We start from the raw sequence: 25,068 nt of genomic DNA on the forward strand, positions 1-25,068 counted from the left end.
CCTCGCCTCTGCGCTTCAATGCATCCCCATCGCGGCGACGTGCCGCGCCACACGGCGGGACCGATCCATGACTTTCCGTTGCCCACTCGCGGTTGCGATCATGGCCGGCCTCGGCGTCATGCTCGCGCCACATCCCGCTTTATCCAAGGAGACACCCACCATGCACGCCATCGGGACGTTCGAGGTCAAGCTCGTGCCCCAGCCGGCCACGCCCGGCATCGAGGCGGCCAGTATCGGCCGCCAGACCATCGACAAACAGATCCATGGCGATCTGGACGCCACCACGCAGGGCGAGATGATGGCGTACATGACGGCGACGAAGGGATCCGGCGCCTATGTCGCGCTGGAAAAGGTGACCGGGACGCTGCACGGCAGGCAGGGCAGCTTCGTGCTGATGCACCGCGCGACGATGACGCGCGGTGCGCCGTCGATGTCCATCACGGTGGTGCCGGATTCGGGGACCGACGAACTGACCGGATTGACGGGCGACTTCGTGATTCAGATCGATGCGAAGGGCGGGCACTCGTATACGTTCGACTACACGCTGCCCTGAGGCCTGCATGGGCTACCAGAGTCGGCGCAGACCTTCGGCCATCGTCGCCAGTGCGATGCCCATCAGCAGCAGGCCCACGCCGCGCCCGACCAGACGCGCGTAACCCGGCCGCTCGGCCAGCCACTCGCGCGCGCCGCCGGCCACGCAGGCCAACGCGCCGTACACCAGCAGCTGCGTTGCCACGATCACCACGCCCAGCAGCGCGGCCTGCGGCAGCAGCGCGCCGTTCTCGCGCCGCATGAATTGCGGGAACACCGCGAGCATGAACAAGTAGGCCTTGGGATTGAGCAGGCAGGTCACCACGCCGCGGCGGAAGGTCAGCCAGCGCGAGCGCCGTTCGGCCGCCTCGGGCAGGAAGGCGCCGTCGCTGCACCAGATCGCGTAGCCGATCCATGCCACGTACGCAGCCCCGGCCCACAACATCAAGTTGAACGCAGCAGGCCACACCTGCAGCAGCACACCGATGCCGACGGCCGCCATGAGCACGTGACAAACCCCGCCGGCCATGATGCCGCCGACCGCCGCCAGACCGCCGCGACGGCCGCCGGTGAGAGCGCTGCCCAGGACGTAGGCCATGTCCAGGCCGGGCAGCACGATCACGCCCAGCACCAGCAGGAAGAACAGGCACAACTGCGCGAAAGGAATCATGGGAACGCCTCGGCAAGGAAACCGGGCCGCAGGCTAGGTCGCAATCAGGACGAATCCAGTCCTGTTTGTTGGCTATGCTCCGCACCATGCCCAGCGGCGCCACCTATCACCCCACCACCCGCGTGCTGGCGGTTCTCGAACTGCTGCAGACGCATCGGCGCATCAGCGGCGCCGAAATCGCGCGACGCCTGGGCGTGGATACGCGGACGGTGCGCCGCTACATCGCCACCCTGGAGGAGATCGGCATACCCATCACCGCCGAGCGCGGGCGTCATGGCGCCTATCTGCTGGTGTCGGGCTTCAAGCTGCCGCCGATGATGTTTACCGACGACGAGGCACTGGCCCTGTCGGTTGGTCTGCTAGCCGCGCGCAGCCTCGGACTGACCGAGGCTTCCGCCGCGGTGGCCAGCGCACAGGCCAAGCTGGAACGGGTGATGCCGGATCGGCTGAAGGGCCGCACGCGCGCCGTCACCGACACGGTGATGCTGGATCTGTCGCGCTCCTCGGCCGCGGGCGCCAGCGACGTGCTGTTCACGCTGAGCACCGCCGCGCAGCAGTACCGGCGCGTGCATCTGCGCTATCGCTCCGCCGATGGGGCGGACAGCGAGCGCGAGTTCGATCCCTATGGCCTCGCTCACCGCGGCGGGCAATGGTACGTCGTAGGCATGTGCCATCTGCGCAACGGGCTGCGCTCCTTTCGGCTGGACCGGGTGACGTCCGCGCAGCCGCGCGAGGACGCGTTCGAGCGGCCAGCCAATTTCGACGCTGTGGCACACCTGACTTTCAGCATTGCCACCTTGCCCCGCTCGATCACTGCGGAAGTACTGCTGCACACCACGCTGCACGACGCGCTCGAACGCCTGGGCGGCAGCATGGGGTTGTTCGAACCGGTGGAAGGTGGCGTACTGCTGCGCGCTCAGGTCGACGAACTGGACTGGTTTGCTCGTCAGCTGGCGCGGCTGCCGTTCGATTTCACCGTACGCGAGCCAACGGCGCTGCGTGACGAACTGCGCACACTGTCGCGACGGCTGCACGCGCTGGCGGAACATCCTGTCGCGCATTGAAAGACATGCCGGCTCATGGTCATCGAAATTTATGCGGCGGAATTTTCGATGCCTCCCTCGTGAGCAAGGCTGTGGCGCATTTTTGACGCAAGGAGACGCATAATCCGCCGCACGCTCTATCGTCACTAAGGACCGACATCATGCGCGCCTCCCGCTTCGCTCTCGCTGCAGCACTCAGCCTCGCCGTCGCCGGCCCCGCCATGGCCCAGACCGGCCTGGGCTACCTCGCCAGCAAGATCGACGTGGCCGTCAAGAATTTCGAAGCCGCCGACCGTAACCACGACGGCCTGCTCAGCAAGGAAGAAGCGCAGGCGGGCAAGACGCCGTTCATCGCCAAGCATTTCGATCAGATCGACCGCGAACACCGCGGCCAGGTGTCCAAGGACGACGTGGCCGCCTATCTGAAGTCGCTGCAACGCCCCGCGCCGGCCGGCGCAGCGTCGTCCGCCAAGCCCTGAGGCGACGTACAGCCCGGCTCAGTCCAGCCGGTCGAGCCAGTCCGCCAGTTGCTTCAGCACCTGCCCGCGCGCTGGCTCGGCCTCATTGAAAAGCTCGTGATAGAGCGTGTCGAAGAAGCGCGTCGTGAGCGCCTTGCCGGCCCAGGCGCCGGCGGCGAAATCGCGGCTGCCTGCGGGATCCATCAGGCCATCCTGGCCGGCCACCAGTAGCAGAGTAGGTACGCCTAGATCCGGCGCATCCGCGATGCAGGCGGCACCGGCACTGAAAATGAAATCGGCCAGGCGCGGCGTGACGCGTCGATGGCATAGCCCGTCCGCGCGATAAGCGGCGAGCACCGCCGGATCATGCGAAAGCTGGTCGAGCCGCAAGCCATTGCTCAAGGGCAGGTTCGGCGTCAGTTTCGCCAGCAGCTTCGCCAGCCGGCGCAGCGCGGGCGATTCGCGGCTGCGCAGCGCCGGCGACGAAAGCGCCAGCGCCGGTGGCGTGATCCGCCTGTCGAGCACCGCGCGCACCGCTACCAGTCCGCCCATGCTGTGCCCGAGCAGCAATGGCGGAAACGACAGCGCCGCCGTGTAGTCGCGGTACACCACGGCAAGGTCGTCGAGCAGATCGTCCGGTGCATTCAATGCGCCGCGCGCGCCGCCGCTCAGCCCGTGGCCGCGCTGGTCGTAGCACCGCGCCGCGTAGCCGCGCTGCCTGAACCACGCCGCCAGCGCTTCGTAGCGGCCGCCATGCTCGCCCAATCCGTGCACGAACAGCACGGCGCGCCGCGCGCCGGGCAGCGACCAGTCGCGAAACGCCAGGGCGGTGCCGTCGCGAGCCGTGAGGCTGCCGCACGTCGCGGCGCTGTCGCTGGAGTCCTTCATGCGTTGCTCAGGGCTCGATGACGCGCAGACGGCTGGTAAGCAGGTCGAGTCTGGCCTTCATCGCATCCTGAGGCTGCGATCCCGCGGCCGCATAGAACGCGGCGTACAGCACCTTTGGTTTGCCGGTGTCCTTTTGCCCCACGGGCGTGGCGATATTGGTTTCGCCATCGGTCGTATAGGCCATGCCCTCGTAGGGATGGCGCCGATTGACCAGCTTGTCCCAGTAGCTCTTGAAGTTGTCGTCCAGATCGGCCGGCGGCACGACGTTGCGCTCGATGTGCAGGCGCTCGGGTTCCTGGGGGTTGGCGCGCAGCGACAGGCCGTTGACGTCCCACACCACGTTGCCGCCATCCGGCAGCCAGCCCATGCCGAGCGTAAGCACGCTATCGGCCTCGATCTTCTGCAGCTGCGGCGTGATCTCGAATGCGAAGCGCTTGGAGGTGTAGGCGAAACGCTTCTGGTAGTCCGCCTCGATAGCGACATTCTTGATCGCATCCGGCAGCAGCTTGCCGTTCTGCAGGAACTCCTTCCACTGCGCCAGTGTGCCCTCGTAGCCCACGGAAACGTAGTCGACCAGCGCACGCATGTCGGCGAGGCTGTCGTAGCTTTCTTCGGCGCCGGCGAAGCGCAGCAGGATGGCGTAGCCATCCGGCACCGGCAGCGCGTAGGTAATGATCCGCGTGTTGGCAAACGGCAGCGCCCACACGCGTACCTGCCAGCGGCGCTGCGCATGGTCGACGTGCACGGTGTCGCTCAGCGGCTTGCCCAGCGAGGTGATGCGTACCTGCTCGGAGCCGACCGGACGAATGAACAGCCCGAGCTTGCACAGCTGCTCGGCCAGCACCACCGGGTCGCTGTACAGCTTGGCCGCCGGCAGCGTATCCGGGCGGCGCAGGTGCATGAGGAAATTGTGGCCCGACACGCTGGCCTGCAGGTAACCGTTCGCGGCCAGCGACATGCGGTTGCCTTCCTTCTGCATCAGGCCCCAGTCGCCGGCGCTGTTGCGCACGATCAGGGCGGGCACGGTGTTCATCCACGATGCGCCATACAGCAACTGGTTGGAACCGTCTCCGCGCGGGAACAGTTTGTCCGCATCCTTGGCCAGGATTTCCTTGAGCTGGCTATCTACATAGCCATTGAACACCGATTCGTAGCGCTGGAAGAACTCGGACAAGCCCAGCGGCAGGGCGAACTGGCCCTTGAGGCTATTGCTCAGCGTCGTGCTGAAGATGTCGAAGCGATAGGGCACGCGCTTGTCGATCACCGCCTGCCTGGACGCAGCGAGTACGTCGCCGATCTGCAGCGCGTAGTTGAGGTTCTCGTTGGCCGATTTCATCAGCACCACGCCGATGACCTTGCCTTCCTTGTCGAGCAGAGGGCCGCCGCTGTTGCCTGGCGAAGCGGCAGCGGAGAAGCGCATCCACTTCCACGCGCCGTCCTGCTGCTCCGGCGTATCGGAGGTGTACAGGCCGTCGCGGATCACTACGCCGGTACCCAGCGCATTGCCGACTGCGTAGACCTCCTGGTTGAGCGCCGGCTTGGTGTTGACCTCGAGGGTCGCCGGGCCAGGATTGCCCGCCACGCTGAACACGACGAAGTCCTTGCGCAGATCGAACTTCTCGATCTTGTCGATCGCATAGACGTGGCCGGCGGCGTCGCGCAGCGAAGGGGTGCCCCAGAGACTGTCGACGCCGGTAAGCAGCACGTGGCCGGCAGTGACGAACTGGTTCGGACCGACGGCGAAGGCGGTGCCGATGGAGTGGTACTTGTCGATACGCTCCTGGTACGGCAGCAGATCCAGCGGCAGGGGCTTTTCGTAAGCGAGCGGATCGTCCGCGGGCTTGGCGGCGACCACTTCGAAGGTGGCGCCCTGGATCTTCGGCAGCAGCGCCGCATCCAGGCTGGCGGCGGAGGCCGCTCCCGCACCGGCCAGCCACAGGGCCAGGCCATACATCAGTACCTGGGCGAATCCCTTGCCGCCCATCCACGACCGCATCGCTGCTTGCATACGTATCCCGCGCATGTGATCCGCCGCCGGCACCCCCTGCGGGCCTCCCGCTCGCGACGGATTGGCGCGCATAGTGACATGGCGCCATCGCGAAAGGCATCCGACCAGGAGTCCTCCTCCCCTCTGGGGAGAAGGTGCCGGTCCCACGGGACTCCCTTCGGTCGCAACGGATGAGGGGCGGGTGCTCGCCGGAGGGCTCGACGAAGCGAGGCGTGCTTTTGCCTTTCCGCTTCTACGCTCCGTAGGTCCCCTCACCCTGACCCTCTCCCCGGAGGGGAGAGGAGAGGGAGCAAGGCCTTACAGCTCGGTGCGGAACTCCACACCCACTACGCGCGGATCGTTCACGAACGCGGTGCGGTTGTTGAAGTCGATCGCGCCGGTGATGACCTTCTTGTTGGTCACGTTGCGCGCGTACAGCGCCACTTCGCGCTTGCCGAAGTCCCAGTTGTAGCCCAGGCGCAGGCCGCCTTCGAGGAACGGCTTGCTCTGGAACTCCTTCGACTCATACAGGAAGAAGTTCACGTCGCTGCGGTAGTTCCAGTCGGTGTAGACGAAGAACTCGCCGCTGTCGCCATAGGGGATGCCGTAGCGGGCGGTGAAGGTGCCGATCCACTTCGGTGCGTTCGGCAGCACGTTGCCATTGACCAGCGCGTTGCCGTCGGCATTGCGCGGATCGAGCACGGTGCAGCCGGAGCCGCACGGCGCCACAGCCAGAGTCGGGTCTTTAAGCTCCGTGTGGTTGTAGCTGCCGCCGGCGGTGACGATGAAGTTCGGCGTGAGGTAAGCCTCCAGGTCGAACTCCGCACCGTAGCCCTCGGTCTTCTTCGCGTTGAGCAGGCGGGTGATGTTGATGTCGCCGCCCACCGCGGTGAGCTGCTGGTTGTGCATGGTGTAGCTGTACACGTCCGCGTTGAAGCGCACGCGGTTGTTCATGCCGGTAGTCTTGATGCCCAGCTCGTAGGAGGTGATCGTCTCCGGCTTGGCCTGCGAAATGAAGTCGGCGAACAGCACGCGGCCCTGCACGCTCGGCGCACGGAAGCCGTTGGCGACGCGGGCGTACACGTTGACGTTCGGGTCCAGCGTCCAGGTAGCGGTCACATCGCCGCTCCAGCGCGAGTCGTGCGGCTCGGCACCCAGCGTCAGCGGACCGCCGCCGATCGGCGAGAGCAGGCGATCGACGCGGAACGTGCGCGAGTCGTGCGAATAGCGCGCGCCGGCGCGCACGTCGAAGTCGTCAGTGATGCGATAGTCGGCCGAACCGAACGCGGCCCACGCCTTGGTGCGCTGCGTCTGCCTGGCATAGCCGTCCAGCGCGTGGTTGTTGAGCGTCGCGTAGTCGTAATTGTTGATCGCGATGTCTTCGTGGAAGTAGTACGTGCCAACCTGCCAGTTCAAGCGATCCTGCGGATTACTGGCCAGGCGGAATTCCTGAGTGATCTGGCGATCGTGCGGCAGGGCGTCGGCAGTCTCCGACGGGAACGGCGTCACCGCCTTCTGCTGGCTCGGGTCGTGCGGGATGGCGATGCCGCCGTCCACGTCGCCAAGGCTGTAGGTGGTGGCCTTCTCGAAGCCGGTGATCGAGGTGAAGGTGTAGTCGCCGAGCTTCCAGTTCAGGTGCAGGTTGCTGCCCCAGGTAAACAGATGCTGGCGATTGCGGCCGTCCTGATACACCGTGTCGCGGCTGAAGCCGGGTACGAAGCTGTTTTCACCCAGCCCGATGGCGTTGGCGCGATTGACCATGGCGCTGCCGTCGAGCCAGCGTGCGTGCGTGTTGATCAGCGCGTTGAAATTGCCGTTCTCGTACAGCGCCTGCAGGCGCACGGCGCGGTCGTTGTAGCCGCCCAGCGCGTCCTTCTTGCCGGTGTAGGCGTTGTCGATCCAGCCGTCGCGGTGCTGTGCCAGCGCCGACACGCGGCCGGACCAGTGCGAGCTCAGCGCGCCGCCCAGCGCCGCTTCGGCATTGGCGGTGCCCAGCGTGCCGTAGGAGACGCGGGCATAGCCGCTGGTTTCCTGGCTGGGCTTGCGCGATTCGAACTTGATCACGCCGGCCGGCGAATTGCGGCCGAACAGCGTGCCCTGCGGACCGCGCAGTACTTCCACCTGCTCCAGGTCGAACAGCGGGAAGCCCTTGAGGATCGGGTTCTCCTGCACGATGTCGTCGTACACCATCGACACCGGCTGCGAGCCATTGAGGTCGAAGTCGCTGTTACCCAGGCCGCGGATATAGAAGCGCGGGAACTCGCGACCGTACGAGGTCTCGGCGTACACGCTGGGCGCGCGCGAAGCGAGCTGGAGCACGCCGTCGCCGGCCTGGCCGAAGGCTTCGAGCTTCTCCGACGTCAGGACGGTCATGGAGATCGGCACCTTCTGCAGGTTCTCCACGCGCTTCTCGGCGGTCACGGTCACCGCCTGCAGTTCGACCGGCTTTTTCTTGCCGCCGGCGGGCTGGTTGTCGGCGTCTTGGGCCTGGACGGCGGCAGCCGACAAGGCGAGGGCAATGGCAACGGCGAGCGCGGCGAACCGCGACGGTTGAGCAACAGACATGGGTTTTCCCTGGGAGTTGGCAACGGTGAGCGGTGCCCGGCGTACGCCGGCGCATTGCTGTGCCGCAATATTGTCATCCAAAGCTGCTAAGCGCGGAAGCGCAAATGCTTGCGCAGCCTTGCCGACCTGCTGACGCGCCCCCATCTAGAATGGCCTTCCCGCCCGGCTCCAGGCGAGCCCAAGCCCATGTCTCTGCAAGCATTTCACCCGGCCGTCCGGCAGTGGTTCGAGCGCAGCTTCCCGGCGCCTACCGCGGCGCAGCTGGCCGCCTGGCCGTCTATCCGCGAAGGCCGTCACACCCTGGTGGCGGCGCCGACCGGCTCGGGCAAAACGCTGACCGCCTTCCTGGCCGCCATCGACGGCCTGGTCCGCGAGGGCCTGGCGCACGATGGCGCCCTGCCGGACGCGACCACGGTGGTCTACGTGTCGCCGCTGAAGGCACTGTCCAACGACATCCACATCAATCTGGAAGCGCCGCTGGAAGGCATCCGCGCCGAACTCGAGGCGCTTGGGCTACCCGACGTGGCGATCCGCACTGCCGTGCGCACCGGCGACACGCCGCAGGCGGAGCGCACGTTGATGCGGCGCCAGCCGCCGCACATCCTGGTGACCACGCCCGAATCGCTGTACATCCTGCTCGGCTCCGCCTCCGGCCGCGACATGCTCGCGGCTACGCGCACGGTCATCGTCGACGAGATCCATGCGATGGCGTCGACCAAGCGCGGCTCGCACCTGGCGCTGTCGCTGGAGCGGCTGGAGGCGTTGTGCCAGCGGCCGCTGCTGCGGATCGGCTTGTCGGCGACGCAGAAACCGATCGAGGAGGTGGCGAAGTTCCTGGTAGGCGAGGGAAACGACGACGCTGCTCTTGCTCCCTCTCCCCTGCGGGGAGAGGGCCGGGGTGAGGGGGACCTGCGGAGCGTAGAAGCGGGAGCGGCAGAGCATGCGACGCTTCGTCGATCCTCCGCGAGCACCCGCCCCTCATCCGTCCTTTCGGGCCACCTTCTCCCCAAAGGGGAGAAGGAAAAGCGGTGCAACATCATCGACGTCGGCCACACGCGCGAACGCGACCTCGCCATCGAAGTCCCGCCGGTGCCGCTCGAAGCGGTGATGTCCAACGATGCCTGGGAACTGGTCTATAACCGCCTCGCTGCGCTCGCCGAGAGCCATCGCACCACCCTCGTGTTCGTCAACACGCGACGCATGGCCGAGCGCGTGGCGAGGCATCTATCCGAGCGCATGGGCAAGGAGGCGGTGGCCGCGCATCACGGCAGCCTTGCGCGCGAGCAGCGACTGGACGCCGAGCAGCGCCTCAAGCGCGGCGAGCTGAAGGTGCTGGTGGCGACCGCCTCGCTCGAACTGGGCATCGACATCGGCGACGTGGACCTGGTCTGCCAGCTGGCCTCGCCACGTTCCATCGCGGCCTTCCTGCAACGCGCGGGCCGCTCCGGCCACGCCGTCAACGGCACGCCGAAGGCACGCCTGTTTCCCAGTTCCCGGGACGACCTCGCCGAATGCGCGGCACTGCTGGATTGCGTACGGCGCGGCGAACTGGACACGCTGACGATCCCGCCGCGCCCACTGGACGTGCTGGCCCAGCAGATCGTGGCCGAAGTGGCCTGCCAGGAGTGGGACGAAGACGCGCTGTTCGCGCTGGTACGCCGCGCCCATCCCTATCGCGACCTGCCACGCGCGCAGTTCGATGCCATCGTGCGCATGCTTGCCGACGGCTTCACCACGCGCCGCGGCGCCCGGGCCGCCTATGTGCACCGCGATGCGGTCAACAAGCAGCTGCGCGCACGGCGCGGCGCGCGCCTCACGGCGGTGACATCGGGTGGCGCCATTCCCGACACCGCCGATTATCTGGTGGTGCTGGAACCGCAGGCCACGGTGATCGGCTCCGTACATGAAGACTTCGCGGTGGAAAGCCTCGCCGGCGATATCTTCCAGCTGGGCAACACCAGCTACCGCATCCTGCGCGTGGAGCGCGATCGCCTGCGCGTGGAAGACGCCCACGGCGTGCCGCCGAGCATTCCGTTCTGGCTGGGCGAGGCACCCGGACGCAGCGACGAGCTCTCGCACGGCGTCTCGCGCCTGCGCGAGGAGATCGCCGCGCGCCTCGACGATGGCGGCGTACCGGCCGCGCTCGCGTGGCTGCGCGACACATTAGGCTTGAGCGAAGCGGCCGCGCAGCAACTGGCCGACTACCTGGCCAAGGCCAGGGCCGCGCTCGGCGTGCTGCCGACCCAGCACACGCTGGTGTTCGAGCGCTTCTTCGACGAATCCGGCGGCACCCAGCTGGTGATCCACACGCCCTGGGGCAGCCGCATCAACCGTGCCTGGGGTTTGGCGCTGCGCAAGCGTTTCTGCCGCCAGTTCAACTTCGAGCTGCAAGCGGCGGCGACTGAAGATGCCATCGTGCTGTCGCTGTCCACCAGCCACAGTTTTCCGCTGATCGAGGTGGCCCGGTACCTGCACTCCAACACTGCCGAGCACGTACTGGTGCAGGCGCTGCTGGATGCGCCGCTGTTCCCGGTGCGCTGGCGCTGGAATGCCACCACGTCGCTGGCATTGCCGCGTTTCCAGGGGGGCCGCAAGGTTGCGCCGCAGATCCAGCGCATGCGCAGCGAGGATCTGCTCGCGACGGTATTTCCCGATCAGGTGGCTTGCCTGGAGAACATCGTCGGCGAGCGGCAGATTCCGGATCACCCGCTGGTCGAGCAAACGCTCTACGACTGCCTCCGCGAGGCGATGGACGTAGACGGCCTGCTGCGCATCCTGCGCGGCCTGGAGAGCGGCGAGATTACCGTGGTGGCACGCGACCTCACCGCCGCCAGTCCGCTCGCCGCCGAGGTGCTCACCGCCGCGCCATACGCCTACCTCGACGATGCGCCGCTGGAGGAACGCCGCACGCAGGCGGTGCAGACGCGCCGCTGGAACGACGTGGACGACGCGGGGGACCTGGGCAAGCTCGATCCGGAAGCGATCGACGCCGTGCGCGGCGAAGCGTGGCCCGAAGTGCGCAGCGCGGACGAGATGCACGAAGCGCTGAGCGTGCTCGGCTTCGTCACCGCCGCCGAGGCAGCGGACAACGGCTGGGAGAACTGGCTGCAGGCACTGGCCAAGGCGCACCGCGCCACTGCCCTGAGCCTTGCCGCGCAGCCTGGCTGGTGCGTGTGGGTGGCGGCCGAAAAGCTGCCGCTGTGGCAGGCGATCCATGCCGGAACGACGATGCGGCCGCCCATCGAGGCGCCGGCCGAATTCCGCGCCCAGACCTGGAGCCGCGAAGACGCACTGCTAGACATGGTGCGCGGCCGCCTGGTCGGCCTGGGCCCGGTGACCGTGGCGCAGCTGGCGGATTCGCTCGCGGTCGAAAGCACCGATGTGGAGCTGGCGCTGATCCGCCTGCAATCGGAAGGCTACGTCATGCAGGGCTTGTTCACGCCAGCGGCGAGCGTGACCGAATGGTGCGAGCGCCATCTGCTGGCGCGCATCCACCGCTACACCATCGGCCGCCTGCGCCGCGAGATCGAACCGGTGAGCCGGCGCGACTTCATGCGCTTCCTGTTCGATTGGCAGCATGTGGCGCCGGGCGCGCGGCTGAGCGGCCCGGATGCGCTGCCTGCGGCGATCATGCAGCTGGAAGGCTACGAAGCCGCTGCCGGCGCGTGGGAAACCGAGCTGCTGCCGGCACGCATCGACGACTACGCCATCACCTGGCTGGACGACCTGTGCCGCGCCGGCCGTGTCGGCTGGAACCGGCTGCGCGGCGCCACCGGCGGCAGCAGCCCCGTGCGCGCCACGCCGATCGTGCTGCTGCCGCGCAAGGAGATGACGCGATGGAACGGCATCGCCGGCGCCGCCCAGCCGCAGGAGCTGCTGTTGTCGTCACGCGCCCAGGCCGTGGCCGATGCACTGCGCGAGCATGGCGCGCTGTTCTTCGACGAACTGATGGGTATCGTCCATCTGCTGCGCACCGAGCTGGAGGATGCGCTGGGCGAGCTGGTCGCCGCCGGGCGCGTCACCGCCGACAGTTTCGCGGGCCTGCGCGCCCTGTTGCTGCCCGCCGCCAAGCGCGACGCACACCGTCACCGCCGGCTGCGCCGCCACATGCTCAGCGGCATCGAGGATGCCGGCCGCTGGTCGCTGGTGAAACCGCCGCTGGCGCTGGACGCCAACAGCGGCACCGCGCGCGGCGATGCCGTCGAACACGTTGCCCGCACGCTGCTGCGCCGCTACGGCGTGGTGTTCTGGAAACTGCTGGAACGCGAAGCCGGCTGGCTGCCGACCTGGCGCGAACTGCTGCGCGTGTACCACCGCCTGGAGGCGCGCGGTGAGATCCGCGGCGGCCGTTTCGTGGAGGGGCTGGTCGGCGAGCAGTTCGCCTTGCCCGAAGCGATCGGCAAGCTGCGTGAGATCCGCCAGCGACCGAACGATGACCAGCATGTTTGCCTGAGCGGCTGCGATCCGCTCAACCTGGTCGGCACCGTGCTCAGCGGCAACCGCCTCCCTGCGGTCATCGGCACGCGCGTGCTGTACGAGGACGGCATGGCGGTCGCCGCGCTGGTGGCGAACAAGCCGCAATGGCTGGTGGAGGCCGATACCGCGCAGCAGCAGCGGTGGAAGAACGCCTTGTTGCGGCGGGCCGAAGCGGATCCGGCGCTGGCTCGCGCGCTCTAGGCGCCGCCTAGGCGATCGCCCATGCGGCGAGCAGATCCGGCAGCACACGCATGTCGCGGAAGACATGCGTCACCCCGGTATCCAGCAAGGCCGCCGCGCTGGCATGCCCAGGCTGGTGCGGGCTGTAACCGAACACGGTCGCGCCGGCAGCGATACCCGCGGTGGCGCCGGTCACCGTGTCTTCGATCACCGCGCAACGGCGCGGATCCACACCCAACGCGGCAGCAGCGGCCAGATAGACATCCGGATGCGGCTTGCCGCGCGGAAGATCCTGGCCGCTGAACATGCGGCCGGCGAAATAGTCCGACAGGCCCACCTTGGCCAGCTGCAGTTCCACCTTGGGCAGATCGGCGCCGGACGCGACGGCGATACGGCCATCCAGCGCACGATGCAAGGTGCGCACGGCGATGGAAGCGCCAGGAATCTCCACCAGCTCGCGCTCCAGCGCGTCGTTGCGTCGCTGCCGGAACAGCGCCATCCACGCTTCGGTGACCGCGGTGCCGGTACGCTCCTCGATCAACGCGGCTTCATCCATCACCGATTTGCCAAGGAAGATGTGCATCGTTTCGGCAGGCGTGATCGCCCAGCCGCGCTCGATCAGCATCTGCGTGAGCACCCGATTGGTGATCGCCTCCGAGTCGACCAGCACGCCGTCGCAGTCGAACAGCACGGCGTCGAAGGGCAACGCCATCGGGTCGTCACTCACTGAAGTCGGCGATATAGATCAGCTTGCCTTCGCCGATGCGGTATTCGCTGCGCCCGGTCAACGCAATGCTTTGCCCGGCGCGCACGCCATTGGGCAGATCGATGGCGAAGGTGCCCTCGAACAGGATGTCCGCGGTGGCGGCATCTCCCCCATGCTCGCGGAACGCGGTGATGATCTGACGGCGCGCCGAGAACAGGTGCAGCGAGCTCTCCGCCAGGTGGCGCAGCTCCGCCGCGCCCTGGGTGCGCACGCTCAAGATGCCCTTGGTGTAGTTCTCGAACACCACGCCGGCATGCATCGTGGCGAGCATGCCGGGCACGTCCATGCGGTTGTAGGCGTCGAGGTAGCGATCGATCAGGTCGCGCATGGAAGAATCCGGAGTCGGTGTGGGGATGGCGGGCGCCGGTGTCCGCCAAGCATACCAACTCGCGCGGACGCCCGGCGGCGCCTTACTTGACGTTGTCGGTCTCGCCGATGAAGCGCGCGACGTTGTCGTGCAGTTTCTTCAGCGAATCCTCGTGGGCATAGACCATGTGCCCAGATGGGTACCAGTCGTAGCTGATGTTGTTCTGCAGTGAGGCGGGAACCGGCAGGTGGCGCATCTCGTAATCGGCCGCGAAGTACGGCGTGGCCAGATCGTAGTACCCGCCGTGCAGCGACACCTTGAGATTGGGATTGGTCTTCATCGCCATGGCCAGGTCGGGCATGACATTGGTGGACTGCTGCAGCGCCTCGCTGTTGGCGCCCGGCGGCTTGTGCGCGAAATCCCAATGATCGATCGAGGCGAACAGCCGGTACGGCTGGCCTTCGCCGTACTTGAGCTGCTTGCGCACGTAATCGTTGAACGCCGCGACATAGGCGGAGCTGATCGCGGAGGACTGCGGGTCGTACTCGGCGTCCTTGCTCAACGGATCCAGCGACGGACCGGAGAAGCGGCTGTCGAGGCGACCGGTGGTGACCCCACCGTCCCCCTGCAGCTCGTGCTCGAACATGCCACCGGTGACGCGCAGATCCGCCTTGAGCAGGTAAGCCACAGGCAGGCCGGTGTACTGATGCAGCTTCTCCGCGACAGCCTGCTTGTGCGCGGTATCGAGACGGCTGCCGGCCATCAGCGCCTGCGCATAGTCGGTCAGTGCGTACTGCTCTACCTCGCGCAGGAACGGCTCCAGCGCCGCCGGCTGCTGCGGCAGGCGATGATGGTAGAAGGCCGTCGCGGCGAAGGTGGGCAAGGCCACGACGTAGGGCAGGTCCACGCCGGGGTTGAACTGCGGTCCGTCGATGCTGCTGTCGAAGCTGAGGATCTGCGACAGCAGGATCACGCCATTGAGATCCACGCTGGCTTCGTTCTCCAGAATGTTCGCCAGCACCGCCGAGCGCGTGGTGCCGTAGCTCTCGCCGAACAGGTACTTGGGTGAGTTCCATCGGCCATACCTGGACAGGAACTGGGTAATGAACTGCGCGAACGCATGCCCGTCGCCATCGACGCTGTAGATCTCCTTGCGACGCTCCTTCATCTGCTCGTCGCGCTTGCTCTTGTCTTCGTCCGCCGCGATCAGGCGACTGAAACCGGCGCCCGGCGCATCGATGAACACCAGATCGGATGCGTCCAGCAGGCTGTAGTCGTTGTTGACCAGACGGTAGGGCGCCGCCGGCGTGTGGCTGTCGTCGGCGGTGACCACGCGCCTGGGGCCGAACGCGCCCATGTGCAGCCAGACCGTGGCCGAGCCGGGGCCGCCGTTGTAGATGAAGGTGATCGGGCGCTTGCCCGCATCCGCGCCTTTCTTCAAGTACGCGGTATAGAACATGCTCACTTGCGGCTCGTGCTCCTTGTCGCCGCTGCCGTGCAGCACCAAGGTACCGGCCACCGCCTTGTAGTCGACGCTCTTGCCTTCGACGCGCACGGAACCGGTGGTCTCGGATGTCTGAGGCTGCACCAGCGCCGCATCGGGCTTGCTTTCCTCCGGCTTCTCTTTCTCGTGCTTGTCGGCGGCATGCACGGTCACGGCGAACAGCAGCGGCGCGATGGCGGCGGCCAGCGGAAGCTTGCGCATCGGTTTTCCTCGGAGCGTGGTGATCGGGCAGCTTAGGTGCGGCGCAGTCCTACTTTCACACGCCATAAGTCATGCCTGGCCGTGCCGAAACCCTTGGCACGGCTGAGTTGCGCAGCTCGTCACGCGATGCGTTCGGTAGTTTTCTTAGTCGCCACTTTGCGAAATCTTGACACTCGTCCGTTACGATGGACGAGTTCGATGCCACAGCATCGCTTTCGCGAATCCACCGCTGGCACGCCATTGCGCGCCGCACCTTCCGGACTCGCCTCATCTCGATCCAGGGTCGCCACGAGCGACCGCCCCTGCGTACCGCATGCATGCGGTGCGTCCGTCTGCGCCACAGGGAGAGCTGCATGCCGCCTCGTCATCCTTATCGTTCCCACTTCGGCTGGTTCAAGCGTCCGCGCCAGATGCGCATGGACGACATCACCATCGTCGATCAGCCCATGGTGCGTCGCGCGGTCGGTGCCGCTGCGCTCGGCAATGCGATGGAATGGTTCGACTTCGGCGTGTACGGCTATATCGCCGTCACGCTGGGTAAGGTGTTTTTTCCCGAAGGCAATGCCACGGCGCAGTTGCTGGCCACGTTCGCCACCTTCGCCGTGGCGTTTCTGGTGCGCCCGATCGGCGGCGCGGTGTTCGGCCCGCTCGGCGACCGCTACGGCCGTCAGAAAGTGCTGGCGGCGACGATGATTCTGATGGCCGCCGGCACGTTTTCCATCGGCCTCATTCCCAGCTACGAACGCATCGGCCTGTGGGCGCCGGCACTGCTGCTCGTCGCGCGCCTGGTGCAAGGCTTTTCCACCGGCGGCGAGTACGGCGGCGCGGCGACCTTCATCGCCGAGTACGCGCCGGATCGTCGGCGCGGCATGCTTGGCAGCTGGCTGGAATTCGGCACGCTCGGCGGCTATATCGCCGGTGCCGGCGTGGTAACCCTGCTTACCACGCTGCTCAGCGAAGCAGACATGCTGGCCTGGGGTTGGCGCGTGCCGTTCCTGGTGGCCGGGCCACTCGGCCTGGTCGGCCTGTATCTGCGCCTGAAGCTGGAAGAGACCCCGGCGTTCCAGGCCTACGCGGACGAGCTGGACCGGCGCGAGCGCGAGAAGCCCGCCAGCGGTCTGCGCGAACTCATCGCGGTGCATTGGCGCCAGCTGCTGAAGTGCATGTGCCTGGTGCTGGTGTTCAACGTCACCGACTACATGCTGCTCACCTACATGCCCAGCTACCTGTCGGTGACGCTGGGCTATCCGGAAGCCAAGGGACTGCTGCTGATCCTGCTGGTGATGGCAGTGATGATGCCGCTCAACATCGCGGGCGGTTATCTCAGCGACCGGCTCGGCCGCCGGCCGATGATCATCGGCGCCTGCGCGGCATTGCTGCTCCTGTCAATGCCTTGCATGCTGCTGGTGGACAGCGGCAACACCATCTGGGTGTTCACCGGCCTGATGGTGATGGGCGTGGCGCTGACCTGTTTCACCAGCTCGATGCCCTCTACGTTGCCCGCGCTGTTCTATACGCCGGTGCGCTACAGCGCGTTGTCGATCGCCTTCAACGTGTCGGTTTCGCTGTTTGGCGGCACCACGCCGCTGATCGCGGCGTGGCTGGTCCAGCGCACCGGCGACACCATGGTGCCGGCCTACTATCTGATGGCCGCCGCCGCTATCGGCCTGGTCACCATGCTGTTCGTGCGCGAAACGGCCAATCGCCCGCTGCGCGGTTCGCCGCCGTCGGTGAGTTCCGCGCGGGAAGCGCGCGAGCTGCTTGCCGGCACCGAACCAGTCACCGTGGATCCGGTGCTGCCGGGCACCGACGTGCCGGTACCCGCCACGCCGGAACAGGAGCCGGCCTGACCGCCGGTCAGGTGCGGCGCCGGCGCCGCACCTGACTCGTTCAACCGCGCGCGGCCAGCGCGATCGCCGCGATCGCCAGCGCGACGCCGGCCAGGTTCAACCGGCTCAGCTTCTCGCGGAATACCAGCGTGCCCACGAGCGCGCCCAACGCCACCACGCCCAGGTTCATGCCGGCGAACACCAGCGACGGGCGGTCCGCCAAGGCCTGGTGTGCGCGCACGTAGAACACAATGTTGCCGAAGTTGATCAGCCCCAGCAGCAGGCCGGCGAGCGCGTCGCGCACGGTAAAGCGCGTCCTGCCCGTGAGGTGCCGCCCCAGCTGCACGGCGAAAGCCACTACCAGGGCCAGCGCGAACGCTGCCTGCAACGACGCCGCGAACGGTGCGCCGGCCTGCGCGACACGCTTGAACAGAATGTCGATCGCGGCGAAGCCGCCGAACACCGCCAGCGGCCACAGCCAGGCCCGGCGAGCGTCGGTCGCCGCCGCCTCGCTCCGCCACACCATGCAGACCAGGGCGATCAGACCCAGGGCGATGGCGGCGAGCTTGAGCGGGCTCAGCGTTTCGCCGAACAACAGGAACGCCGACAGCAACGAGATCACGAGCGACAGACGCTGCGCCGCATCGCTGCGCACGATGCCCGCATGCCGCACTGAGGCGGCGAGCGCGAAGAAGATCAGCGGCAACAGCAGTCCCAGCCCGATGAAGCCAAGCCACGGCGCATCCGCCCGTTGCAGCGCCGCCAACGGCGGCCGGAACACCAGCCAGGTCAGCACGCTGGTCGCCACATAGTTCCAGGCGATCGCCTGGCCGACGTCGATGCCCTGGCGACGCGCGAGCTTCAGCATCACCGAGACGAGCACGCTGCACAGGATGGCGAGAAGGATGAAGAGCATGGCGGCCAGGATGAGGGGAACGGGGACGGAGCTTAGCCGCGTGGCGGCGTCTTCACTACGCCAGAGGGTCAGGCGACGACGCCCGCGTGCGCGAAACGCTCCCGATAGCGCGCCGGGCTGAGCTTCAGCGCGCGACGGAAGTGATGACGCAGGGTATCGGCGCTGCCGAAGCCGCAGCGATCGGCGACCTGCTCCACCGCCAGGTCGCTGCCTTCCAGCAGCTCACGCGCGCGGGCCAGCCGCTCGTGCACCAGCCATTGCTTGGGCGAGTGGCCTGTCGCCGCCTCGAAGCGGCGCAGCAGGGTGCGCTCGCTCATGCGCGCGCGGCTGGCGAGATCGCCGATCGTCAATGGCTGGTCGAGATGGCGGCGCATCCATTCCAGCAGCTTGCCCAGCGCCTCGCCCTGCTCGGGCAGCGGCGCGGGAATGAACTGGGCCTGCCCGCCATCGCGGTGCGTCGGCACCACGGCGCGGCGCGCCACCTGGTTGGCGATGCGCGGGCCGTAATCGCGGCGGATCAGATGCAGGGACAGGTCGATCGCGGCTGCGCTGCCGGCAGAGGTCATCACCTGGCCCTCATCCACGTAGAGCACGTCCGGCTGCAACCGGATGCGCGGATGACGCGCCGCCAGCGTGTCGACATAGCGCCAGTGCGTGGTCGCGGCACGTTCGTCGAGCAGGCCCGCCGCCGCCAGCACGAACACGCCGGAACAGAACGACAGCAGGCGCGCACCGCGCCGGTGTGCCGCGCGCAGAGCCTCCAGCAGCGCCGGCGGCGGCAGCGCATCGGCGCCGCGCCAGCCCGGCACGATGATGGTGCCGGCACGCGCCAGCCCTTCCAGTCCCGTATCGGCATGCACGCGCAATCCACCGGCGGCACGCATCGGGCCGCGGTCCACCGCGCAGGAGGTGAAGCGGTACCAGTCATCCATCTCCGGTCGCGCAATGCCGAACATCTCTACGGCGATGCCGTTCTCGAAGGTGCACAGGCCGTCGTAGACCAGGGTTGCCACCTCGCGATTGGCGGGGCCGGATAATGCGCGGAATCGCTTTGGCGGTTTTTTCATGGTGCCTGGCATTCTCGCCAATAGCCACGCGCGCCGCCAGTGCCCAGACTTTGCCCTGCCCGCCACCAAGGAGTCCGCACATGAGCAGTGTCGTCCAACGCGTTCCCGCCGCCGCCAGTCCCGAAGCGCTGGCGCATTTTCAGGCCCGTCTCGCCTTCGAGACCGATTGCGCCGACGTGTATTACGCCTCCAACCACGAGACCAGGGACTTCGTGCTGCTCGACGTGCGCACGCCCACGCTGTACGCCGCCGGCCATGTACCGGGCGCGCTCAACCTGCCGACGCGCACCATCAGCGAGCAGCGCCTGGCGGAGTATCCGACCGACACATTGTTCGTGGTGTATTGCGCCGGCCCGCACTGCAATGGCGCCAACAAGGCCGCGGTGAAGCTCGCGCAGCTAGGACGTCCGGTGAAGGAAATGATCGGCGGACTCACCGGCTGGATCGACGAGGGTTTCGGGCTCGAACGCGGCGCCTGAGCGAGCGGCTGCAAGCGCGACTTGCGTGCACCTGCCGTGGATTTTCTTGCGAGGCATGCGGCGCTCTTGCGATGGCTGCCTGGAGAGGATGACCGCCCTCAGGGGTTCTTGCACAAGGGCGCCACCGGCCACGCAGTACGCCGGCGTGGAGCGCGGTCAACGTCAACTGATGCATCGCACCGCTTCAGTAAAAAGGCCGGCCCTTCATGGGTCGGCCTTTATATGGGCGATGAAACGGAAGCTTGAACGCTTCATTGGTCCTCTGTTCCTTTCCCTCTCGGCGGAGAAAGGAAGCGCTCGTCAGCGCGCCTTGAGCCCCGCGGCCTCACGTGCCAAAGCCTCGATACCCGCCCAGTCGCCGGCTTTCAGCTTGTCCGCCGGCGTCAGCCAGGAACCGCCCACGCACACCACGTTAGGCAGCGACAGGAAGTCCGGCGCGCTGGCCAGGCTGATGCCGCCGGTCGGGCAGAAGCGGATCTGCGGCAGCGGACTGGCCCACGCACCGAGCAGCTTGTGGCCGCCGGCCGGCACTGCGGGGAAGAACTTCAGGTGCCGGTAGCCGCGCTCCAGCAGATGCATCGCTTCCGAAGCCGTCGCCACGCCGGGCAGCAAAGGCAGGTCGCTGTCATCGGCCGCAGCGAGCAGCTTGGGCGACACGCCGGGCGACACCGCGAAGCGCGCACCCGCTGCGCGCGCATTCTGCAGATCCTGCGGCGTCAGCACCGTGCCGACACCCACCACCGCGCCCTCGACTTCCGCCGCGATCGCGCGGATCGCCTCCAGCGCCGCCGGCGTGCGCAGCGTCACTTCGATGGCCGGGATGCCACCGGCGACCAGCGCGCGTGCCATCGGCACGGCGGCCTTGGCGTCGTCGATGATCACCACCGGCACGACCGGGGCCAGGCGCAGGGTGGCTTCGACGTGCTGCTGCTTGGTTTCGATGTTGCTCATGGGAAGTCCTGGCACGAAAGAGAGGTCAGAGCACGCCGGCGCCGAGGTCGGCCTCGGTCGCCGCCGCACGGAACAGGCCGAACAGTTCGCGACCCATGCCGACGTGATGCGACGAAAGATCCGCGGTCGCCGGTTCGCGCGCGGCGAACTCGGCGGCATCCACCAGCACGTCCAGCGTGCCGTTGGTCGCATCGAGGCGGATGATGTCGCCGTCGCGAATGCGGCCGATCGCGCCCTGCGCAGCCGCTTCCGGAGTGACATGGATGGCCGCGGGCACGCGGCCCGACGCACCGGACATGCGACCATCGGTCAGCAGCGCGATGCGATAGCCGCGATCCTGCAGCACGCCGAGTGTCGGCGTGAGCTTGTGCAACTCCGGCATGCCGATCGCCTTGGGGCCCTGGAAGCGCACCACGGCGATGAAGTCGCGATTGAGCTCGCCGCGTTCGAACGCCTTGCGCACCGCATCCTGGTCGTGGAACACCACGGCCGGTGCTTCGATCAGCTGGCGGTCTTCCGGCACCGAGGACACCTTGATGACCGCGCGTCCCAGATTGCCGGACAACAGGCGCAGGCCACCATCGGCGCGGAACGGTTCGGCCGCACCGCGCAGCACGCCGCGGTTGCCGCTTTCCTTCGCCACCGGCTGCCAGCGCAGCGCGCCAGTGGCGTCCAGCTCCGGCACCTGCGCGTAGCCATCCAGGCCGGTGCCGAACACGGTGCGCACGTCGGCATGCAGCAGGCCCGCGTCCAGCAGCTGGTCGATCAGGAAGGCCATGCCGCCGGCCTCGTGGAACTGATTCACGTCGGCATAGCCGTTCGGATACACGCGCGCCAGCAACGGCACAACCGAGGACAGCGCATCGAAATCGTCCCAGCGCAGCTCGATGCCGGCGGCACGCGCCATCGCAACCAGGTGCAGCAGGTGGTTGGTGGAACCGCCGGTGGCATGCAGTCCCACCACGCCGTTGACGATGGCACGCTCGTCGACGATATGGCCCAGCGGCGTATGCGCCTGGCCATGCGCGCTGAGCGCGGCCACGCGGCGCACGGCTTCCGCGGTCAGTGCATCGCGCAGCGGCGTATCGGGGGCTACGAAGCTGGCACCGGGCAGGTGCAGCCCCATGATCTCCATCAGCATCTGATTGGAGTTGGCAGTGCCGTAAAAGGTGCAGGTGCCGGGCGCGTGGTACGCGGCCGCTTCGGCCTCGAGCAGTTCGCTGCGCGTGGCCTTGCCTTCGGCATAGGCCTGGCGGACTTTGGATTTCTGTTCGTTGGTGATGCCGCTGGGCATCGGGCCGCTGGGTATGAACACGCCCGGCAGGTGGCCGAAGCTGAGCGCGCCGATCAACAGGCCCGGCACGATCTTGTCGCAGATACCCAGGTACAGCGCACCGTCGAACATGTCGTGCGACAGCGACACCGCCGTGGCCATGGCGATCAGGTCGCGCGAGAACAGCGACAGCTCCATGCCTTCGCGGCCCTGCGTGACGCCGTCGCACATCGCCGGCACGCCGCCGGCCACCTGCGCGGTGATGCCGGCCTCGCGCGCGATCTCGCGAATCAGCGCCGGATATCGCTCGTACGGCTGGTGCGCCGAAAGCATGTCGTTGTATGCGGTGACGATGCCGAGGTTCGGCGTGTGGCCTTCGCGCAGCAGCGCCTTGTCGTGTGTACCGCAGGCGGCGAAGCCGTGCGCGAGGTTGCCGCAGGAAAGCCGCTCGCGATGCGTCCCCGCGGTGCCGGCGGCATCGATGCGCGCGAGATAAGCGGCGCGCGTGTCGCGGCTGCGCTCGCGCAGGCGTTCGGTGACTTCGGCGACGACGGGATGCAGTGGCGTGCTCATGCTTTCAATCCGGGAACTTTCTTTCCGAGGGAAGGGGAGAAGCGGGAAACGGGCGTTGAGGGTCGCCCGTCCCCCGCTCCTGGCGTCCGGTGCTCAGGGGCACCAGTACACGGCAACCGGCACGCGCGCCTGGGTCAGCACACTGCGTACCGGATAGTCCTTGCCCGCGCCCAGGCCGAGCCGTGCGTCCGCCAGCAGCTGGCGCTTGGGCTCGCCCTCGATATGCAGATACAGCGACTGCGTATCGAGCAGGGCAGGCAGGGTGAAGGTGATGCGCGGCTCGCCCGCGCCGGCCGCGCGCATCGGCAGCACGCGGGCGCTGCCGCTGAGGTCCAGCGCTTCGGCGAGGCGGTCGCCGCCAGGGAAGAACGAGGCCGTGTGCCCGTCCGTGCCCATACCCAGCACCACCGCGTCGAACGGATAAGGCAACGCCGCCATCCGCGCACGCACCGCGGCCATGCCCGCCTCGGGCGTCGGCGCATCCATATAGAACGGCACGAATTGCGCATCGGCGGCCGCATGCTGCAGCAATTCGGCCTTCACCATGCGCGCGTTGGACCGCTCGTGGCTTTCCGGCACCCAGCGCTCGTCCACCAGCACCACCTGCACTTTCGGCCAATCCAGCTCCGCGCGCGACAGCTGACGGAAGAAATGCACGGGCGTGCTGCCCCCGGATACGGCCAGCAGCGCCTGGCCGCGTCGCGCGATGCCCTCGCGCAGGCGCTCGGCGACGCGCTCGGCCAAGGCGCGGGCGAGCGCGTGGCAATCGGTGAAGCTGTGCGTGGTGACGTCGGCGTGGTCGGACATGGCGGTGGGAGAAAGAAATCTGCGGCTCGGGGGAATGGTCGAGTGTAGGCGCGCGCGTGCAATGCGACGGTGAAGCGGCGGTTTGCCGTCGCTGTGAGAGGCTTACTCGCTGTCCTCGTTCCAGGTGCGGCCATCGCGCTCGATCAGCGCGACGGCTGCGCTCGGTCCCCAGGTGCCGGCGGTGTACGGACGCGGCGGCTCGCCGCTGGCGCCCCAGGCATCGAGGATCGGGCCGGCCCAGCGCCAGGCCGCCTCGACCTCGTCACGACGCATGAACAGCGTCGGATTGCCGCGCACCACGTCCAGCAACAGGCGCTCGTACGCATCCGGCTGCTGCACGCCGAAGGCCTCGGCGAAACTCATGTCCAGCGGCACGTGGCGCAGGCGCAGGCCACCGGGACCGGGGTGCTTGATGGTCAGCCACAGCTTCACGCCTTCATCCGGCTGCAGGCGCAGCACCAGGCGGTTCTGCGTGAGCGGGCCGGCCGACGGATCGAAGATCGAATGCGGCACCGACTTGAACACCACGACGATTTCGGACACCCGCTCCGGCAGACGCTTGCCGGTGCGCAGATAGAACGGCACGCCGGCCCAGCGCCAGTTTTCGATCTCGGTCTTCAGCGCGACGAAGCTTTCGGTATTGGACTTGGTGCCGCCACCGAGTTCGTCGAGGTAGCCCGGCACGCTCTGCCCTTCGGCGGCGCCGGCGCGGTACTGGCCGCGCACGGTGAATTGTGCGGCATTGGATTCGTCGATCGGCTTGAGCGAACGCAGCACCTTGAGCTTCTCGTCGCGCACCGCATCCGGTGACAGCGACGACGGCGGCTCCATTGCCACCATGCACAACAGCTGCAGGATGTGGTTCTGCACCATGTCGCGCAGCGCGCCGGCACGATCGTAGTACGCCCCGCGACCGCCGACGCCCAGGGTCTCGGCCACGGTGATCTGCACGTGATCGATGTGGTCGGCGTTCCACAGCGGCTCGAACAAGGCGTTGCCGAAGCGCAGCGCCAGCAGGTTCTGCACCGTTTCCTTGCCGAGGTAATGGTCGATGCGATAGGTCTGCGATTCGTCGAAGACGCGGCCGACCGCGTCGTTGATCTGGTTGGCGCTGGCCAGGTCGCGGCCGATCGGCTTTTCCAGCACGACGCGCGACTTGCCGCGATTGAGCCCGTACTGGCCCAGGCGGTCGCAGATGTCGACGAACAGTTCCGGCGAGGTCGACAGATAGAACACGCGCACGTGTTCGGGCTGTTCGCCGATCAGCGCGGCGAACGCGTCCCAGCCTTCGTCCTTGCGCGCGTCGAGCGGGCGGTAGGCGACCTGCTGCAGGAAGGCATCGATCTTGCCTTTATCGCCGCCGGCTTCGAGCAGCGCCTTGCGGATGTTGCCGCGATAGCCGTCGTCGTCGAGCCCCTCGCGGGCGATGCCGATGATGCGGCTTCCAGCCGGGATCTGGCCGTCGAGGAAGCGATGGAACAGGGCGGGCAGCAGCTTGCGCAAGGCAAGGTCACCCGTGCCGCCGAAAATCACCAGGTCGAACGCGTCGACCAGGGGAGCAGAAGCCGTCACTTCGATCACCTCGGGGTATGGCGTG

General features: G+C 67.4%; 19 protein-coding genes. 6 read left to right on the forward strand and 13 right to left on the reverse strand.

Going from position 1 to position 25,068, the window contains the following annotated elements:
* The first annotated feature begins 100 nt into the window (after nucleotides 1-100).
* Nucleotides 101-553, forward strand: coding sequence for a DUF3224 domain-containing protein (locus ACNR9O_RS20350; protein WP_473685371.1), 453 nt, complete (start codon nucleotides 101-103; stop codon nucleotides 551-553).
* 12 nt (nucleotides 554-565) lie between these two features.
* Here ACNR9O_RS20350 and ACNR9O_RS20355 read toward each other — a convergent pair whose 3' ends face one another.
* On the reverse strand, nucleotides 566-1,201 hold the full coding sequence (locus ACNR9O_RS20355) for a LysE family translocator (protein WP_473685369.1): 636 nt from the start codon (nucleotides 1,199-1,201) through the stop codon (nucleotides 566-568).
* Between the two features lie 74 nt (nucleotides 1,202-1,275).
* On the opposite strand from ACNR9O_RS20355, the gene ACNR9O_RS20360 reads away from it, so the two are divergent.
* Nucleotides 1,276-2,265 carry a helix-turn-helix transcriptional regulator gene (locus tag ACNR9O_RS20360; protein ID WP_473688347.1) on the forward strand — a complete coding sequence of 330 codons (990 nt, stop codon included), beginning with the start codon at nucleotides 1,276-1,278 and terminating at the stop codon, nucleotides 2,263-2,265.
* 140 nt (nucleotides 2,266-2,405) lie between these two features.
* The gene (locus ACNR9O_RS20365) at nucleotides 2,406-2,723 is read left to right on the forward strand and encodes an EF-hand domain-containing protein (protein ID WP_473685367.1); all 318 of its coding nucleotides are present in this window, start codon (nucleotides 2,406-2,408) and stop codon (nucleotides 2,721-2,723) included.
* A gap of 18 nt (nucleotides 2,724-2,741) precedes the next feature.
* On the opposite strand, the gene ACNR9O_RS20370 is transcribed toward ACNR9O_RS20365, so the two are convergent.
* The 3 genes from ACNR9O_RS20370 to ACNR9O_RS20380 all read right to left on the reverse strand — a co-directional run bounded on the left by ACNR9O_RS20370 (nucleotide 2,742) and on the right by ACNR9O_RS20380 (nucleotide 8,142).
* Nucleotides 2,742-3,590, reverse strand: a complete 849-nt coding sequence (locus ACNR9O_RS20370) for a lysophospholipase (protein WP_473685365.1) — start codon at nucleotides 3,588-3,590, stop codon at nucleotides 2,742-2,744.
* A gap of 7 nt (nucleotides 3,591-3,597) precedes the next feature.
* Nucleotides 3,598-5,598: a S1 family peptidase gene (locus ACNR9O_RS20375; RefSeq protein WP_473685363.1), complete on the reverse strand. Its 2,001-nt coding sequence runs from the start codon at nucleotides 5,596-5,598 to the stop codon at nucleotides 3,598-3,600.
* Nucleotides 5,599-5,895: 297 nt separating this feature from the next.
* Complete coding sequence (locus ACNR9O_RS20380; protein ID WP_473685361.1) at nucleotides 5,896-8,142, reverse strand: TonB-dependent receptor; 2,247 nt, start codon at nucleotides 8,140-8,142, stop codon at nucleotides 5,896-5,898.
* A 186-nt stretch (nucleotides 8,143-8,328) separates the two neighbouring features.
* Between ACNR9O_RS20380 and ACNR9O_RS20385 the strand changes: the two genes are divergently transcribed.
* The gene (locus ACNR9O_RS20385; protein ID WP_473685359.1) at nucleotides 8,329-12,819 is read left to right on the forward strand and encodes a DEAD/DEAH box helicase; all 4,491 of its coding nucleotides are present in this window, start codon (nucleotides 8,329-8,331) and stop codon (nucleotides 12,817-12,819) included.
* Nucleotides 12,820-12,826: 7 nt separating this feature from the next.
* Here ACNR9O_RS20385 and ACNR9O_RS20390 read toward each other — a convergent pair whose 3' ends face one another.
* From ACNR9O_RS20390 to ACNR9O_RS20400, 3 genes are all read right to left on the reverse strand, one after another.
* Nucleotides 12,827-13,510: an HAD family hydrolase gene (locus ACNR9O_RS20390; RefSeq protein WP_473685357.1), complete on the reverse strand. Its 684-nt coding sequence runs from the start codon at nucleotides 13,508-13,510 to the stop codon at nucleotides 12,827-12,829.
* Between the two features lie 7 nt (nucleotides 13,511-13,517).
* Nucleotides 13,518-13,892, reverse strand: coding sequence for a nuclear transport factor 2 family protein (locus tag ACNR9O_RS20395; protein ID WP_473685355.1), 375 nt, complete (start codon nucleotides 13,890-13,892; stop codon nucleotides 13,518-13,520).
* Nucleotides 13,893-13,974: 82 nt separating this feature from the next.
* Complete coding sequence (locus ACNR9O_RS20400; protein WP_473685353.1) at nucleotides 13,975-15,576, reverse strand: S10 family peptidase; 1,602 nt, start codon at nucleotides 15,574-15,576, stop codon at nucleotides 13,975-13,977.
* Between the two features lie 353 nt (nucleotides 15,577-15,929).
* Between ACNR9O_RS20400 and proP the strand changes: the two genes are divergently transcribed.
* Nucleotides 15,930-17,426, forward strand: a complete 1,497-nt coding sequence (gene proP / locus ACNR9O_RS20405; RefSeq protein ID WP_473685351.1) for a glycine betaine/L-proline transporter ProP — start codon at nucleotides 15,930-15,932, stop codon at nucleotides 17,424-17,426.
* A gap of 40 nt (nucleotides 17,427-17,466) precedes the next feature.
* On the opposite strand, the gene ACNR9O_RS20410 is transcribed toward proP, so the two are convergent.
* Complete coding sequence (locus ACNR9O_RS20410) at nucleotides 17,467-18,321, reverse strand: EamA family transporter (protein ID WP_473685349.1); 855 nt, start codon at nucleotides 18,319-18,321, stop codon at nucleotides 17,467-17,469.
* Between the two features lie 68 nt (nucleotides 18,322-18,389).
* Nucleotides 18,390-19,388: a transcriptional regulator FtrA gene (ftrA, locus tag ACNR9O_RS20415; RefSeq protein WP_473685347.1), complete on the reverse strand. Its 999-nt coding sequence runs from the start codon at nucleotides 19,386-19,388 to the stop codon at nucleotides 18,390-18,392.
* Nucleotides 19,389-19,468: 80 nt separating this feature from the next.
* Here ftrA and ACNR9O_RS20420 point away from each other — a divergent pair, with 80 nt between their 5' ends.
* Entirely contained in the window at nucleotides 19,469-19,867 is a 399-nt protein-coding gene (locus tag ACNR9O_RS20420) for a rhodanese-like domain-containing protein (protein WP_473685345.1), read from the forward strand.
* Nucleotides 19,868-20,167: 300 nt separating this feature from the next.
* Here the strand turns inward: ACNR9O_RS20420 and ACNR9O_RS20425 are convergent, their stop codons facing one another.
* From ACNR9O_RS20425 to zwf, 4 genes are all read right to left on the reverse strand, one after another.
* Entirely contained in the window at nucleotides 20,168-20,818 is a 651-nt protein-coding gene (locus tag ACNR9O_RS20425; protein WP_473685343.1) for a bifunctional 4-hydroxy-2-oxoglutarate aldolase/2-dehydro-3-deoxy-phosphogluconate aldolase, read from the reverse strand.
* A 25-nt stretch (nucleotides 20,819-20,843) separates the two neighbouring features.
* Nucleotides 20,844-22,664, reverse strand: a complete 1,821-nt coding sequence (edd, locus tag ACNR9O_RS20430) for a phosphogluconate dehydratase (RefSeq protein ID WP_473685341.1) — start codon at nucleotides 22,662-22,664, stop codon at nucleotides 20,844-20,846.
* Nucleotides 22,665-22,757: 93 nt separating this feature from the next.
* On the reverse strand, nucleotides 22,758-23,471 hold the full coding sequence (gene pgl / locus ACNR9O_RS20435; RefSeq protein ID WP_473685339.1) for a 6-phosphogluconolactonase: 714 nt from the start codon (nucleotides 23,469-23,471) through the stop codon (nucleotides 22,758-22,760).
* A gap of 102 nt (nucleotides 23,472-23,573) precedes the next feature.
* Nucleotides 23,574-25,043: a glucose-6-phosphate dehydrogenase gene (zwf, locus tag ACNR9O_RS20440; protein WP_473685337.1), complete on the reverse strand. Its 1,470-nt coding sequence runs from the start codon at nucleotides 25,041-25,043 to the stop codon at nucleotides 23,574-23,576.
* Nucleotides 25,044-25,068 lie beyond the last annotated feature (25 nt).

Source organism: Dyella sp. CR10 (assembly GCF_055814425.1).

Coding starts and splice junctions, on each gene's coding strand:
- pgl (WP_473685339.1), bottom strand. CDS start 23,471: ATGTCCGACCACGCCGACGTCACCACGCACAGCTTCACCGATTGCCAC.
- ftrA (WP_473685347.1), bottom strand. CDS start 19,388: ATGAAAAAACCGCCAAAGCGATTCCGCGCATTATCCGGCCCCGCCAAT.
- ACNR9O_RS20420 (WP_473685345.1), top strand. CDS start 19,469: ATGAGCAGTGTCGTCCAACGCGTTCCCGCCGCCGCCAGTCCCGAAGCG.
- ACNR9O_RS20385 (WP_473685359.1), top strand. CDS start 8,329: ATGTCTCTGCAAGCATTTCACCCGGCCGTCCGGCAGTGGTTCGAGCGC.
- ACNR9O_RS20425 (WP_473685343.1), bottom strand. CDS start 20,818: ATGAGCAACATCGAAACCAAGCAGCAGCACGTCGAAGCCACCCTGCGC.
- ACNR9O_RS20375 (WP_473685363.1), bottom strand. CDS start 5,598: ATGCAAGCAGCGATGCGGTCGTGGATGGGCGGCAAGGGATTCGCCCAG.
- ACNR9O_RS20350 (WP_473685371.1), top strand. CDS start 101: ATGGCCGGCCTCGGCGTCATGCTCGCGCCACATCCCGCTTTATCCAAG.
- ACNR9O_RS20400 (WP_473685353.1), bottom strand. CDS start 15,576: ATGCGCAAGCTTCCGCTGGCCGCCGCCATCGCGCCGCTGCTGTTCGCC.
- ACNR9O_RS20410 (WP_473685349.1), bottom strand. CDS start 18,321: ATGCTCTTCATCCTTCTCGCCATCCTGTGCAGCGTGCTCGTCTCGGTG.
- ACNR9O_RS20365 (WP_473685367.1), top strand. CDS start 2,406: ATGCGCGCCTCCCGCTTCGCTCTCGCTGCAGCACTCAGCCTCGCCGTC.
- ACNR9O_RS20395 (WP_473685355.1), bottom strand. CDS start 13,892: ATGCGCGACCTGATCGATCGCTACCTCGACGCCTACAACCGCATGGAC.
- ACNR9O_RS20380 (WP_473685361.1), bottom strand. CDS start 8,142: ATGTCTGTTGCTCAACCGTCGCGGTTCGCCGCGCTCGCCGTTGCCATT.
- ACNR9O_RS20355 (WP_473685369.1), bottom strand. CDS start 1,201: ATGATTCCTTTCGCGCAGTTGTGCCTGTTCTTCCTGCTGGTGCTGGGC.
- proP (WP_473685351.1), top strand. CDS start 15,930: ATGCCGCCTCGTCATCCTTATCGTTCCCACTTCGGCTGGTTCAAGCGT.
- ACNR9O_RS20390 (WP_473685357.1), bottom strand. CDS start 13,510: ATGGCGTTGCCCTTCGACGCCGTGCTGTTCGACTGCGACGGCGTGCTG.
- ACNR9O_RS20360 (WP_473688347.1), top strand. CDS start 1,276: ATGCTCCGCACCATGCCCAGCGGCGCCACCTATCACCCCACCACCCGC.
- edd (WP_473685341.1), bottom strand. CDS start 22,664: ATGAGCACGCCACTGCATCCCGTCGTCGCCGAAGTCACCGAACGCCTG.
- ACNR9O_RS20370 (WP_473685365.1), bottom strand. CDS start 3,590: ATGAAGGACTCCAGCGACAGCGCCGCGACGTGCGGCAGCCTCACGGCT.